At 60.2% G+C, this 13,888-nt stretch carries 10 protein-coding genes; 3 read left to right on the forward strand and 7 right to left on the reverse strand.

All coding sequences use genetic code 11. From position 1 onward, the window contains the following. Positions 1 to 73 precede the first annotated feature (73 nt). Together C7534_RS18500 and lpxH are read left to right on the forward strand one after the other, a co-directional pair. Positions 74 to 577, forward strand: coding sequence for a peptidylprolyl isomerase (locus C7534_RS18500; RefSeq protein WP_034146890.1), 504 nt, complete (start codon positions 74 to 76; stop codon positions 575 to 577). Next, positions 574 to 1,326 carry a UDP-2,3-diacylglucosamine diphosphatase gene (gene lpxH / locus C7534_RS18505; RefSeq protein ID WP_109786611.1) on the forward strand — a complete coding sequence of 251 codons (753 nt, stop codon included), beginning with the start codon at positions 574 to 576 and terminating at the stop codon, positions 1,324 to 1,326. The genes C7534_RS18500 and lpxH overlap by 4 nt, the downstream gene beginning before the upstream one ends. Positions 1,327 to 1,508: 182 nt before the next feature. Here the strand turns inward: lpxH and C7534_RS18510 are convergent, their stop codons facing one another. From C7534_RS18510 to C7534_RS18540, 7 genes are all read right to left on the reverse strand, one after another. Further along, positions 1,509 to 3,038: a DHA2 family efflux MFS transporter permease subunit gene (locus C7534_RS18510; protein ID WP_109786612.1), complete on the reverse strand. Its 1,530-nt coding sequence runs from the start codon at positions 3,036 to 3,038 to the stop codon at positions 1,509 to 1,511. A gap of 90 nt (positions 3,039 to 3,128) precedes the next feature. Then, positions 3,129 to 4,331 (reverse strand): HlyD family secretion protein, encoded by a 1,203-nt coding sequence (locus tag C7534_RS18515; RefSeq protein WP_109786613.1) that lies wholly within the window; start codon positions 4,329 to 4,331, stop codon positions 3,129 to 3,131. Positions 4,332 to 4,346: 15 nt separating this feature from the next. Then, positions 4,347 to 5,816: an efflux transporter outer membrane subunit gene (locus C7534_RS18520; protein ID WP_109786614.1), complete on the reverse strand. Its 1,470-nt coding sequence runs from the start codon at positions 5,814 to 5,816 to the stop codon at positions 4,347 to 4,349. Further along, positions 5,813 to 6,286 carry a MarR family winged helix-turn-helix transcriptional regulator gene (locus C7534_RS18525; protein WP_109786615.1) on the reverse strand — a complete coding sequence of 158 codons (474 nt, stop codon included), beginning with the start codon at positions 6,284 to 6,286 and terminating at the stop codon, positions 5,813 to 5,815. Before C7534_RS18525 ends, C7534_RS18520 begins: the two co-directional genes overlap by 4 nt. Before the next feature lie 238 nt (positions 6,287 to 6,524). Beyond that, positions 6,525 to 10,193 (reverse strand): translocation/assembly module TamB domain-containing protein, encoded by a 3,669-nt coding sequence (locus tag C7534_RS18530; RefSeq protein WP_109786616.1) that lies wholly within the window; start codon positions 10,191 to 10,193, stop codon positions 6,525 to 6,527. Then, positions 10,190 to 11,917, reverse strand: a complete 1,728-nt coding sequence (locus tag C7534_RS18535; protein ID WP_109786617.1) for an autotransporter assembly complex protein TamA — start codon at positions 11,915 to 11,917, stop codon at positions 10,190 to 10,192. Before C7534_RS18535 ends, C7534_RS18530 begins: the two co-directional genes overlap by 4 nt. Before the next feature lie 66 nt (positions 11,918 to 11,983). Continuing rightward, a complete protein-coding gene (locus tag C7534_RS18540; protein ID WP_109786618.1) occupies positions 11,984 to 12,634 on the reverse strand; it encodes a GNAT family N-acetyltransferase in 651 nt (216 codons plus the stop codon). 309 nt (positions 12,635 to 12,943) lie between these two features. Between C7534_RS18540 and xthA the strand changes: the two genes are divergently transcribed. Then, positions 12,944 to 13,756, forward strand: a complete 813-nt coding sequence (gene xthA, locus C7534_RS18545; protein WP_046032524.1) for an exodeoxyribonuclease III — start codon at positions 12,944 to 12,946, stop codon at positions 13,754 to 13,756. The last annotated feature ends 132 nt before the right edge of the window (positions 13,757 to 13,888 follow it).

Consider the following 13,888-nt stretch of genomic DNA (forward strand, 5'->3'; position numbering starts at 1 on the left):
GGCTGTTACTGGCCAAACCGGTTGGGGGCTGTAATGCCCCGAAACCCACGAATTCCCAGATAGAGTACCGATCATGACCCAAGTCAAACTGACCACCAACCATGGCGACATCGTCCTGGAACTGAACGCCGAGAAAGCCCCGATCACCGTGGCTAACTTCGTCGAATACGTTAAAGCCGGTCACTACGAGAACACCGTTTTCCACCGCGTCATCGGTAACTTCATGATCCAGGGCGGCGGTTTCGAGCCAGGCATGAAAGAAAAGAAAGACAAGCGCCCAAGCATCCAGAACGAAGCTGACAACGGTCTTTCCAACGACAAGTACACCGTTGCCATGGCCCGCACCATGGAGCCGCATTCGGCTTCCGCCCAGTTCTTCATCAACGTGGCTGACAACAGCTTCCTGAACCACAGCGGCAAGAATGTCCAGGGTTGGGGCTACGCGGTATTCGGTAAAGTGACTGCCGGCACCGACGTTGTCGACAAGATCAAAGGCGTGGCCACCACCTCCAAGTCCGGCCACCAGGACGTTCCAGCAGACGACGTGATCATCGAGAAAGCCGAGATCATTGAGTGATATTGCTGATTTCAGACTTGCATCTGGAAGAGGAGCGCCCGGACATCACCCGGGCGTTTCTGGATTTGCTCGCCGGACGCGCCCGCTCGGCGAGTGCGTTGTACATTCTGGGCGACTTTTTCGAAGCGTGGATTGGCGACGATGCCATGACGCCCTTTCAGCGCTCCATCTGCCAGGCCCTGCGCGAATTGAGCGACAGCGGCACGGCCATTTTTCTGATGCACGGCAATCGCGACTTCATGCTCGGCCAGGCCTTCTGCAAACAGGCCGGCTGCACGTTGTTGAAGGACCCGAGTGTCGTGCAGTTTTATGGCGAGCCGGTGCTGTTGATGCACGGCGACAGCCTCTGCACCCGCGACGAAGCCTATATGAAGCTGCGTCGTTACCTGCGCAACCCCGTCACCCTGTTCATCCTGCGTCACTTGCCGCTGCGCACGCGCCATAAACTGGCCCGCAAGCTGCGCAGTGAAAGCCGCATGCAAACGCGGATGAAGGCCAATGACATTGTTGATGTCACGCCCGAGGAAATTCCGCGAATCATGCAGGAATACGGGGTGAAGACCTTGATCCACGGGCACACCCACCGCCCTGCCATCCATAAACTGCAACTTGGCGAGCAGGCGGCCAAGCGCATTGTGTTGGGGGATTGGGATCGTCAGGGTTGGGCGTTGCAGGTGGATGAGAACGGGTTTGCGTTGGCACCGTTCGACTTCGCCCCGCCACCGCAACTGGCAGCCCCCACGAGCTGACTGCCGGACACACACCCTGTAGGAGCGAGCCTGCTCGCGATAGCGGACTCAAATTCAACATCATTTGATCGTTCCCACGCTCTGCGTGGGAATGCCTCAACGGACGCTCCGCGTTCGGCTTTGGATGGGACGCGGAGCGTCCCGGGCTGCATTCCCACGCGGAGCGTGGGAACGATCTTCACTCAATGCCCGGATGCCGCAGGGCCTGCTTTGGCGGCAAACGGTGGTTTCGCCAGCCACACAATCAGAATCAACCCCATGAACCCCCACCCCAGCAACGTGAAGTAATCCACGGTGGAAAGCATGTACGCCTGACTGGTCAGCACATGATCGAGTTGCGCATACGCCGGACTCCCCGCCCCGCCCAGCGTGTTCAACGCATCGCGGGTTGCCGGGTCGTAAGTGGTGATGCTTTCACTCAGGTACGCGTGGTGCTGATCCGCCCGGCGAATCCAGATCCAGGTGGTCAACGACGCCGCAAAACTACCGCCCAAGGTGCGCAAAAAGGTCGCCAGGCCCGCGCCATCGGCGATCTGGTGCGGTGGCAGGTCTGACATCAGGATGCTCAGGGTCGGCATGAAGAACAGCGCCACGCCAATGCCCATGAACAGTTGCACCAGGGCAATGTGCTGGAAGTCGACTTCATTGGTGAACCCGGCGCGCATGAAACAACTCAGGCCAATCGCCAAAAACGCCAACCCGGCCAACAATCGCAGGTCGAAATCGTGCGCATACTTGCCGACAAAAGGCGACAGGATCACCGGCAGAATCCCGATTGGCGCCACGGCCAGACCAGCCCAGGTCGCGGTGTAGCCCATTTGGGTTTGCAGCCACTGCGGCAGGATCAGGTTGATGCCGAAGAACCCGGCGTACCCCAACACCAGCACCAGCGTGCCGATGCGGAAGTTGCGATAGGCAAACAGCCGCAGGTTGACCACCGGATGCTTGTCGGTCATTTCCCAGATCACAAACACCGCCAGCGCAATCACTGAAATGGCCGCGCCGAGGATGATGAAGTTCGACTCGAACCAGTCCAGGTCATTGCCCTTGTCGAGAATCACCTGCAAGGCCCCGACACCAATGATCAGCGTGATCAAACCGACGTAATCCATCGGCTGACGGCTGGTTTCCACCGGCCGTGCCTTGAGCTGCTGGCGCACCACCATCACCGCGAAAATGCCGATGGGCACGTTGATGAAGAAGATCCACGGCCAGCTGTAACTGTCGGTAATCCAGCCACCGAGAATCGGCCCGGCAATCGGCGCCACCACCGTGACCATCGCCAACAACGCCAGGGCCATGCCGCGTCTGGCGGGCGGATAAACCGCGATCAGCAGCGTTTGGGTCATTGGGTATAACGGACCGGCGACCAGCCCTTGCAACACCCGAAAGCCGATCAGCTCCGGCATCGAGGTCGAGATACCGCAGAGAAACGAGGCCAGCACAAACAGCACCGTGGCCCACAGAAACAGCTTCACTTCACCGAAGCGCCGACTGAGCCAACCGGTCAGCGGCAGCGCAATGGCGTTGCTCACGGCAAATGAAGTAATCACCCAGGTGCCCTGCTCCGAACTCACGCCCAGGTTGCCGGAAATGGTCGGCAGCGCCACGTTGGCGATGGTGGTGTCGAGCACTTGCATGAAGGTCGCCAGCGACAGGCCGATGGTGCTGAGCAACAGGCTGGGCGGCGTGAAAGAGGCGTTATTGCTCATCGCGAATCCTTTGAAACCGGGTGGGCGCAGCGCCTGTTACTGACGCAGCTGACCTTGTGGGAGCGAGCAAGCTCGCTCCCACAGGGCGAATCAGCGTTGCGCGGTTTTGCTGACTGCGGCGCTGTTGTCGTGGATCAATTGGGTGATCATTGCGTCGGCCTCGGCCAACTGACGATCGTAGACATTGGTGCTGAACGAGGCCTTTTGCGGCGGTTGTTGTGCCAGTACCGGGCCGCTCTGGTCGCGCAGGTTCACATTGACCAGCGTCGACAAACCAACCCGCAGCGGATGCTTGGCCAGTTCTTCGGCGTTGATGTGGATCCGCACCGGCACCCGTTGCACGATCTTGATCCAGTTACCGGTAGCGTTTTGCGCCGGGAGCAGGGCAAACGCGCTGCCGGTGCCGGCGCCAAGGCTGTCGATGGTGCCGCTGAATTTCACGTCGCTGCCGTACAGGTCGGCTTCGATGTCCACAGGTTGACCGATGCGCATGTCACGCAGTTGGGTTTCCTTGAAGTTGGCGTCGATCCACAGTTGATCCAGTGGAATCACGGCCATCAGCGCAGTGCCCGGCTGAACCCGTTGACCCAATTGCACGGAGCGTTTGGCCACGTAACCGGTGACCGGCGCGATCAAGGTGCTGCGCGAGTTGTTCAGGTAGGCCTGACGCAGTTGCGCGGCGGCCGACATCACGTCCGGGTGCGACGAAACCACGGTGTCATCGACCAGCGCGCTGGTGGTTTTCAGCTGCTGTTTGGCGTTGGCCAGGGCGTTTTGCGCCGAGGTCAGGTCATCGCGAGCGTGGGACAGCTCTTCCTGGGAAATCGCACCGCCGGCGGCGAGGTTTTTCCGGCGATTGAAGTTGTCCTGCGCCTTCTGCACTTCGGCTTGTTGCGCGTTGACCTGAGCCTTCATGCCATCGACGTTACTGTACAAACCACGCACCTGGCGCACGGTGCGGGCCAGATTGGCCTGGGCACTTTGCAGGCCGACTTCGGCGTCGTTCGGGTCGAAGTTGATCAGCACCTGGCCTTCGTGGACGAGGTCGCCATCATCAGCACCGATACTGACCACGGTGCCAGTCACCAGCGGGGTGATTTCCACGACGTTGCCGTTGACGTAGGCGTCGTCGGTGCTTTCATTCCAGCGCCCGTAGAGTTCGTGATAACCCCAGACGCCGACTCCGGCGAGGACAACCACGATGGCCAGAGCGACCAGCATGACTTTGCGTTTACGCGGATTGCCCGTGTCTTGAGCGTTATCCGGGGCTTGAGGTGTATCGACGGTGGCCATGACAAATACCTTGAATTAGTTGTGCTGCGTGGCTGGGATGGCGTTGGCTGCGGTCAGGGTGTCGCCCTGAAATCCGCCGCCCAGCGCTTGCATCAATTGGATCGACAAGTCGATCTGCTCGGCATTCAGGTTGGCCAGCTGACGCTGGGCCTGGAGCAATTGCTGCTCGATGCTGAGCACGTCCAGGTAGTTACCGATGCCGGAACCGTACCGCTGAACCACGGTGTTGTAAGAATCCTGGGCAATGTCGGTGGCGTGCTGCTGAGCACCGATTTGCCGGCCGATATCGCGTAACTGGTTGATCGTGTCGCTGACATCGCCGAGCGCTTTCACCAGGCTTTTGTTGTACTGCGCCACCGCGAGGTCGTAATCGGCATCGCGCGAATCGAGGTCGGCGCGCAGCCGGCCGCCGTCGAAAATCGGCACCGAAATGGTCGGCGCGACATTAAAGAAGCGACTGGCCGACCCGAACATGGCATCCCCTAACAACGATTCGGCACCGGCGGCGGCGCTGAGGTTCAAGTTGGGATAGAACTGGGTCTTGCCGGCGGCAATGTTCTTGCTCGCCGCCTCGACCCGCCAGCGTGCAGCCACCAGGTCCGGGCGGCGACCCAGCAACTCGGCGGGCAATACCGACGGCAATGCCACGGCGCTGGCCTGGAGGATTTTTGGACGGGCGATTTCGTTGCCGCGATCCGGGCCTTTGCCGAGCAACACCGCCAGGGCGATTTTTGCGCTGTTCAGGCGTTTTTCAGCGTCGATCAGGCTGGCTTCGGAAGTGGCTTCCAGGCTTTCGGTTTGCTGGAACTGATACTGGCTGTCGATGCCCGAACTCAAGCGACGCTGGCCCAGATCGAGCATTTGCCGGGTGCGCTTGAGGTCCTCGTTGGCCAGGTCGTAAACGATGTGCGCCTGACCCAGATCGCTGTAGGCGCGGGCAACATCGGCGGACAAGGTCAACTGGGCGGCCTGTTGATCGACTTCGGCAGCGCGGGCTTCGCCCAACGCCGCTTCCCAGGCGTCACGCTGGCCGCCCCAGAGGTCGAAGTTGTAATTGAAGCTGGCACCGATGTTACGCACGGTGGCGTAAGTACCGCCCTGCCCGCTCGGGTCCTGATCCCGAGAGAGTCGCGAACGGCTGACGCCAGCGCTGGCGTCGAGGGTCGGCATGCGGGCGGCGTCGGCGGCGTAAGCGGCAGCGCTGGCCTGGTGGGCACGAGCGTCGGCAATTTGCATGTCCGGGCTGTCGTGCAAAGCTTCGCGGATCAAACCGTCCAGCTGCGGATCACCGAGGCTTTTCCACCAATCGTTTTTTGGCCAGGCCGCTGGCGACAACGTGACGCCGTTCAACGATTGTCCGGCCTTCAGGTTTTTCGCATCGAGGCTGACGCCTTCGGTGGTCAGGCCGCTGTAGCTGGCGCAACCCGCCAGCGTCATGGCCAACAGCACCAGACTCAGGCTCGTACGCAGGGTTTTACTGTTCATTTGTCACCTACCCGCAGCAGGGTGATCGAGTCACCGGCAGCCACCAGGATTTTCTTGAGGATGTGTTCCAGGGTCTTGAGCTCATCGGGGGTGATGGCGCCGGCCAGTTCGTTCATCGCTTCTGCACCGATGTGCGGCAGGCGGTCGGCGAGCTTCTGGCCGTCTTCGGTCAGCACCAGTTGAACCTGACGGCGATCCGCCTCGCTGCGTTGGCGGGCGAGGAAACCCTTCTGTTCCAGACGATCGAGCATGCGGGTCATCGAACCACTGTCCAGCGACAGATGACGGCACAGCTCGGCCGGCGTATCGACGCCGTATTGGCCAATGATGATCAGCACTTTGAACTGCGCGGCGGTGATGCCGTGGGGTTCCATATGGGTGTCGAGAATCCGGTCCTTGAGCAGCGCGGCGCGCCCGAGCAGGAGCCCGAGGTGGCAATTCTGGAAATCGTCCGGAGAGAAATGTTTCATCTGGCCACCAATTAGCTGCCTAGGCAGAGAATGTATGACGAAATGTTACTGCCTAGGCAGCCAATGTCAACGCAATAGTTAGGTTGCTTCGTATTTAGTTGACCAAAGGAGTCGGATATTGTGGCGCGCGCACGGACGCTATCGCGGGCAAGCCCGCTCCCACAGGATCGGTGTAATCCCCTGTGGGAGCGGGCTTGCCCGCGATGGCAGCGACTCGGTTTGAAAAAGTGACGGGGTCTTAGAAATCCCGCTTGTAGAAGATGTCCAGCGAACTGGCCACGCCGCTGGCGGCTTCGAGGTAGACCTTCTTGCTCAGCTTGTAGCGCAAGGCAATGGTGTTGGCCGGTTCAAACACGCCAACGCCATAACGCAAACTGAGCTTCTCGGAGATATTGCCGCTGGCAACCACGCTGGTGGTGCTGCCACTGCCCTGGGTATCGAGCTGGAAATCCTGAATCCCCAGGTCCTTGGCCAGCCCGCCAGTCACTCCCGAACTGCCCATCAAGCCCAACCCAAGCGCAGCTTGGGCAAGCATGTTGTTATCTTCGCCGTTGCTGCTCAGCGGACGACCCAGTACCAGATAGGACAAGGCCTGCTCCTGGCTCATGGCCGGCTCGGAGAAGATCTGCGTGGTTGGCTGCTCGGCGCTGCCGCTCAGGCGTATACCGGCAATCACGTCGTCGGTCTGGCGAATCGCCTCGACGTCCAGGTAAGGCTGATCGAGCGGGCCGGCAAACAACAAGCGCGCCCGGCGCACGGTCAAGCGCTGACCGTAGGCGCGATAACGCCCGTCGTTGAGCCACAACTCGCCGCGCGTGTCCAGGTTGTCGCCGATGTGCACATGCCCCTGCACATTCGCAGTCAGGCCAAACCCGGCAAAGCTCAGTTTGTCTTCGCCGACCACCACATCGATGTCCATCTTCATGGCCAGGGGTGGTTTGCCCTCTTCGGTCTGCTGACCGACGATCACCACGTCATCGGACACCTTGACCGTGGAAGGCGGCAACTCACGAATGGTGATCTCGCCTCTGGGCACCAGCACTTTGCCGGCGATGGCCAACTCGTCACCTTTCATCGAGATCTTCAGGTCAGGCGCGACTTCCAACTTGGCGTACGGCTCGACGGTGACTGGTAATTGTGAGCCCTTGAGCGCCAGGTCGACCATGAGCGCCTGCCCCCAGTCGATGTTGCCGTTGAGCGTGCCCTGCCCGGTCTTGCCGCTTTTCCAGTCGCCATTCAATTGCACGGTTTCACCGGCAATTACCGCGCGCAGTTGCAAGGCTTGCAGCGCCATCGGCAACTCGGCCCCGGAGACTTCACCGTCGCTGAGCAGCAGGCTGCCGTTGACCTGCGGCGCCAACAGGCCACCGGAAATCGTGCCACTGCCATTCAAACGCCCGGTCAGCTTTTCGACCATCGGCACGAATGGCCGAGCTACCGACAGGTCCAGCCCACTGAGGCGGAACGAGCCGCTCACAGGTTTGCTCTTGGGCAGCGGATTGATCTGCGCCTGGACCATCAGCTCGCCGAGCTTGCCGCCGACGAAGTTGAGGTCAGTGTCGATGCGTTTGGGCGTGAGTTTGCTGGTGACTTTCAGCGTCTGGTACGGGAAGTCCAGCCACTGGTCCTTTTCCTTCATGCGCAACGTACCGCCGCTGGCGTCGATGCTGATCTGGCCGTTCGGACCGCTGGCCGGCAAGTCCAGTTGCAGGTCGGCGTTGAGACTGCCCTTCCAGGCGAAATCTTTCGGCAACCACTGCGCCAGGCTGTCGATCGGGAACTGCTTGAGGTGATAACGCAACTTCGGCTCAGGCATCAGGCGCGAATCCTCACCACACAGACTGGCCGGGCCGGACGCCCAGCAATGTGCCCCGAAGGTGATTTTGCCGTCCGCCAGTCGTTCCAGTTTCGCCGGGGATTGCAGCTTCCAGTCTTGCCCTCCGGCCTGGATATCGCCGCTGGCCAAGCGCCCGCGCCAGTTGCCCTGATTCAGATTGCCATCGAGGCCGAGCGCCAATTTGAGCTTCGGCCCTTGCAGGTCGAGCGTCAGTTTCTGGCTTTTGATGTCGCCCTGACCACTGGCGGTCAGCGTTCCCAGCGACGTATCACCGGCCTGGATGCTGCTGCCCTTGAGCTCGATTTTCGCCCGTTGCGCACTGTCGAGGGTCGCGTCCAGGTTCAGGCTTTGCAGGCGATTGTCCTGGAATGTCAGTTGCGAACCTTGCAGCCCAAGCTTGCCTTGCGGCGCCTTCAGCGTACCGGCGACATCGATGCGCCCGTTCAGTTGCCCACGAAGTTGCGGCCAGAGTTGCGCCAGACGCGGCAGGTTGATGTCGATCTGCCCGGCGAGTTTCTGCTGCAGGCTGCCTTTGCCATTGATGCTGTTGTCGCCCAGACGAACGTGCAGCGCATTGAGGTTCCATTGCTCGCCGCCACCGTCAGCCTTGGCCTGAATCACCGCCGGCTGGCCACGCAGTTTGCCTTTCAGATCGAGGTCGGCGGTCAGGCTGAGCTGTTCATTTTTCATCTCGCCTTTGCTGCGCAAGGGCCCAGCCAGGGTGCCCGGCAGTTCCGCCACCCAATACGCCGGGTTGATCGCCGAGAGGTCGAGCGCCGTATCCCAGGCAATGCCGTCGGCGAATTGCAGGTTCAGATGCCCTTCGGCCTTGCCCTGCCCCGCCTGGAGCTCAATCTGTTGCAGGTAGATTTTCGTCAGGTCGCCGCTGAACGGGCTGTTCAGGGTGAAGGCGCCGGCCGGACCGTCCAGTGCGGCGTTGAAACTGCCGAGGTATTTTCCGTCGGTATAGGAGATATCGCCATTGAAGCGGCGCAACGCGACGTCCGGTTCGTCGATCAGCGGATAGAGTCGGTGCCACGGGAAATCCTGCCAGTCGATCTTCGCATCGGCGCTCAGGCCTTTGCTCCAGTCCAACTGCCCGGTGAGTTTGAGGGATTGCTTGTCGTTGGCCGTCAGGTCCAACCCGGCAATCTGCGCGCCCTTGGCGTCGACCTTGCCTTGCAGCAGTAACGCGACCGGGCCTTGCTCGGCGGGCAAAGAGGCTTTGCCGAGCAATTGATAACCGTTTTTCAGATCACCGTCGCCGGTCAGTTCCAGTTGATTGAGTTGCAGCGTGTCCGGCAGGTCGGCACTGGCCTTGAAGCCATCGGCGGTGATCCGCACCTTGGCCGGCAGGTTTTCCACCAAGGGTTGCAGTTCAGCGGTCAGTTGCCCGTTCAGGTAACCGCTGCTGTCGGCTTTCAAGTTCAGGGTTTTCAGCAGATCGCCGTCAACCTTCAACGCCAGTGTCCAAGGCCCCGGGGTCGCCAGGGTCAGATTGCCTTCAGCCTTGAGTGGCCAATTACCGCTGGGCTGCAACAGGCCGGAGAGGTTCAGGCTCAGGTCATCGCGTTGCAACTTCACCGAGTCGATCTGCAAGCCTTGCACCGTCCAGTGCGCCGCCAATTGCAGGCCTTTGAGCGCTTCGCTGCCATTGAACAGCAGGCTGCCGACCTGGACGTCACCCAGCTCGATCGCCACGGGCAACTTCAATTCCGGAAGGCTGAGCGGCCCGCTGCTTTGCTCTTCAGCGCCCGGGGGAAATTGCAGGCTGACCTGGTCAGCCTTCACTTGCTCAAGGCACAGGGTCATGCGCGTCAGGCACAACGGTGACCAGGCGAAAATCACCTTGCTCAGTTCAACCCGGCGGGTGTCTTGCTGCCACAGCACATGATCGGCGCTCCACTGTCCGCCCAAACGGCCCTGGAAATTCTCGACGGTCAGACCCGGTACAAACCCTAAAGCCCAGCGGCTGCCCGTGGCTGTACCCAGCACCGACACCACACTCAGCAGCACCAGCATCAGCAACGCCAGAATCGCCAGCAGCGTTATTTTCAAACCACGATTCAAAGCTCAGGCCCCATGGAAAAGTGCAGTCGAATGCCGCCGTCGTCGTCCAGCGCATGGGCCAGGTCAAGACGGATCGGCCCTACCGGCGAGACCCAGCGCACGCCGATACCCACACCGGTCTTGAGGTTCGGCAATTCGAGTGTATTGAAGGCGTTGCCCTGATCAACGAAGGTCGCGACCCGCCATTTTTCGGCGACGGAATATTGGTATTCGGCGCTGGCTGCGACCATGTAGCGGCCGCCGATGCGGTCGCCCTCGGAGTTTTCCGGGGACAGGCTTTGATAGTCGTAACCGCGCACGCTCTGATCACCACCGGCGAAAAACCGCAGCGACGGCGGGACTGAGCTGAAGCCATTGGTGGCGCTGCCGCCCACCTGCACCCGGCCAAGAAAGCGGTGTTTGTCAAAGACCGTGGTCAAGCCTTTCACCAACGCGGTGCCGTATAGCAAGTTGCTGTCTGAACCCAGGCCTTCTTTCGCCACTTTGGACTCGAATTGCAGGCGATAGCCGTTGTGCGGGTCGATGCGGTTGTCACTTTTCAGGTAGGAATAGCTGACGCCGGGCATCAGCAACGTACTCAAACCCGCGTCGTCACCCAGTGAGTAATCCTCACGCTGCCATTTCAACGACACCACGCGCTGCCAGCCACTGGGTAACTTGCTGTGCCATTCCGGGCCGAGGGTCAGCAGCTTGCTGTGGGTGTCGGTACCGGCGATGTCTTCGTTCTGGTAACCACCGGCAAAACGCAGTTTGTCGGTCAGTGGCGGGTCCAGCGGGATGTCGTAGAACAGCCCGACGTTTTGCCGGGGCGCCGATAGCTCGGCTTCCCAGCCATAACTATGCCCCTGCGGATTGACCCAGTGCCGGGTCCAGTTGGCCTTGATCCGGGGACCGACGTCCGTGGAATAACCCAGGCCCAGGCCCATGGTTCGCGGCTTGCGCGTTTCGAGTTTGACGTCCACCGGGATCACGTCATCTTTGGATGCCGTGGGTGCTGCATCGACGCGCACACCTTCGAAATAGCCACTCGATTGCAACGCCTGATTGAGCTCGGCGATGAGCTCAGAGTCATAAGGCGCTCCGGACTCGAACGGCACCATGCGTTGCAGCAGGTCTTCATCGAAAGGCGTGTCGCCTTCGAAACTGACCTTGCCCAGCGCATAACGCGGGCCGCTGTTGTAGATCAGTTCGATATCGGCCACGCCGGCGCGCGGGTCCACTGACAACTTCTGGCTGGTGAAGTGACCACTGAAAAAGCCGAAGCGCGAGGCTTGATTCTGGATCAGGCGCTTGGCGTCTTCGTAATGACCATGATTGAGCACCGCACCGGTTTTCAGCGAAGCGCCTTGGGGCACACGAAAGGATTTGAGGTCTGCCGCCGGGCCGTCGACGCGAATCGTGACATTGCGCAGGTGTACCGGCTCGCCGGGGTCGATGTTGAGCACCAGGCGCGGCGTCTTGCCACCCTTCACATTACTGTCGATCTGCGGCTGGTAATAACCCAAGGCCTGGGCGGCCTTGCGCGCCTGCTGCTCGGCGCCACGACTGAAGCGCAGCAGCGCTTCTTCGTCACGATCGCCAAGGTTGCCGATATAGCCCTCTACATTGGCTTTCAGCTCATCATTGGACGGTTTGATCCGCACATCCAATTCACTTTGGGCCAGTGCCGCACTGCTGGTTAACAGCATCAGTACGCCACTGGTAAATCTTCCTGGAAACTTCATAGGCACGGATGCTATCACGAGCTTGGGAGCGTGATAGAGCGTGGGGAGGCGTTAAAGTTCTACCGTTTATGCCGTCGCGGTGTGCAAAACCTGCGGATTGGCATGGAAAAAAACGTGCTCGCGGATGGGTCCTACAGCGACCTCGCCGATTTCCTCGTAACCCTGACGTTTATAGAACTCCAGGTAGCGAGGATTCCCGGTGTCGAGGATCACACCCTCGGAGGTTTCATCGACGGCGCACCAGTTATGCACCGCTTGCAGCAGTTGCTCGCCAAAATGTTTGCCCTGAAATTGCGGGTGAATGCCCAGCAGCGGCAACACATGGACCAAGTCCGTGGGCAGACAGGCCGCGACGGCGGCGTGGTAGTCGAGGTAGCGGCGGGTGCAACGAAAACCGGCACTGAGCACCATGCGTAAACGCCAGGCCCAACTTTCGGTGATGCCCAGGCGTCGTTGCGGGGGCGCGATCAGCGCGATGCCAATCAAACGGTCGTTGACCAGCAAGCCAATGGCCGGCAACTCCTGGACAAAGTGCTGTTTGACCAGCTCACGCACGGTCGCCCGCACGCGATGTTCATAACCGGGGCGTTCGGCCTCGAACAGGTAACCAAAGGTCGGTTCGTGGCGGTAAGCGTGGTAAAGCAGGGAGCGCGCTTCGTGGGCATAGCCGCTGTCGAGCATGTGGATATCGGCAAGGGCGGTAGAGGTTTCAGGCATAACGGTTAATCTCCCCGGTACAGCTCAAATGGCTGTGCTCTTCTTGGTACGAGCCTATCGGTGCTGACACAGTTCCCTACTGATCGATATCAGTGTTGACTGTGATGACGCCATCGTCGGAACGCCGCCCGGAACAAGCTCGGCTCCCACAAAGGTATAGACCAGACTCGGACTGTAGGAGTGAGCCTGCTCGCGATGAGGCCCGCATTGGCGATGAAAGACCTACCTCCGGACACGAATCCCCTCACCCCACGCTGGCCCGATTCCTACATGTCAGCTAGCATCGCCCTTTTGCCAGGACTGCCGACCATGAAGATCGTCTCCTTCAACATCAACGGGCTGCGTGCTCGCCCACATCAGCTGGCGGCGCTGATTGAAAAACATCAGCCAGACGTCATCGGCCTGCAGGAAACCAAGGTTCACGACGACCAGTTCCCCCTGGCCGAGGTTCAGGCGCTGGGCTATCACGTGTACTTCCATGGGCAGAAAGGCCATTACGGCGTCGCCCTGCTCTCGCGCAAAGAACCGCTGGCACTGCACAAAGGGTTCGCCACCGATGAAGAAGACGCTCAGCGCCGCTTCATCTGGGGCACATTCGCCGACGCCAACGGCGTGCCGGTGACGATCATGAACGGCTATTTCCCACAGGGCGAAAGCCGCGATCACCCAACCAAGTTCCCGGCCAAGGAACGTTTCTACAGCGACCTGCAACAATTGCTGGAAAGCCAGTTCAGCAACGATCAGCCGCTGGTGGTGATGGGTGACGTCAATATTTCCCCGGAAGACTGCGACATCGGCATCGGCCCGGACAACATGAAACGCTGGCTGAAAACCGGCAAATGCAGTTTCTTGCCGGAAGAGCGCGAATGGATGGCACGCCTGAAAAACTGGGGCCTGGTGGACAGTTTCCGTCACCTCAACCCGGACGTGGCCGATCGTTTCAGTTGGTTCGACTACCGCAGTCGTGGCTTTGAAGACGAGCCCAAGCGCGGGCTGCGGATTGACTTGATCATGGCCTCCCATGGCTTGTTGCCACGGATCAAGGACGCCGGCGTGGATTACGACCTGCGCGGGATGGAAAAACCGTCCGATCACGCGCCGATCTGGCTTGAGTTGAGCTGATCCCAGGCTTTACACAAATCAAAATGTGGGAGCGAGCTTGCTCGCGATTGGGGACTTTCAGCCAACATAGATGTTGGAAGTGCCACCGTCATCGCGAGCAAGCTCGCACATAAGTTAACTGTCATCTTTCGG

Source organism: Pseudomonas sp. OV226 (assembly GCF_003148705.1).
GTDB lineage: Bacteria > Pseudomonadota > Gammaproteobacteria > Pseudomonadales > Pseudomonadaceae > Aquipseudomonas.

Coding starts and splice junctions, on each gene's coding strand:
- C7534_RS18515 (WP_109786613.1), bottom strand. CDS start 4,331: ATGGCCACCGTCGATACACCTCAAGCCCCGGATAACGCTCAAGACACG.
- C7534_RS18510 (WP_109786612.1), bottom strand. CDS start 3,038: ATGAGCAATAACGCCTCTTTCACGCCGCCCAGCCTGTTGCTCAGCACC.
- C7534_RS18535 (WP_109786617.1), bottom strand. CDS start 11,917: ATGAAGTTTCCAGGAAGATTTACCAGTGGCGTACTGATGCTGTTAACC.
- C7534_RS18540 (WP_109786618.1), bottom strand. CDS start 12,634: ATGCCTGAAACCTCTACCGCCCTTGCCGATATCCACATGCTCGACAGC.
- C7534_RS18500 (WP_034146890.1), top strand. CDS start 74: ATGACCCAAGTCAAACTGACCACCAACCATGGCGACATCGTCCTGGAA.
- C7534_RS18525 (WP_109786615.1), bottom strand. CDS start 6,286: ATGAAACATTTCTCTCCGGACGATTTCCAGAATTGCCACCTCGGGCTC.
- xthA (WP_046032524.1), top strand. CDS start 12,944: ATGAAGATCGTCTCCTTCAACATCAACGGGCTGCGTGCTCGCCCACAT.
- C7534_RS18520 (WP_109786614.1), bottom strand. CDS start 5,816: ATGAACAGTAAAACCCTGCGTACGAGCCTGAGTCTGGTGCTGTTGGCC.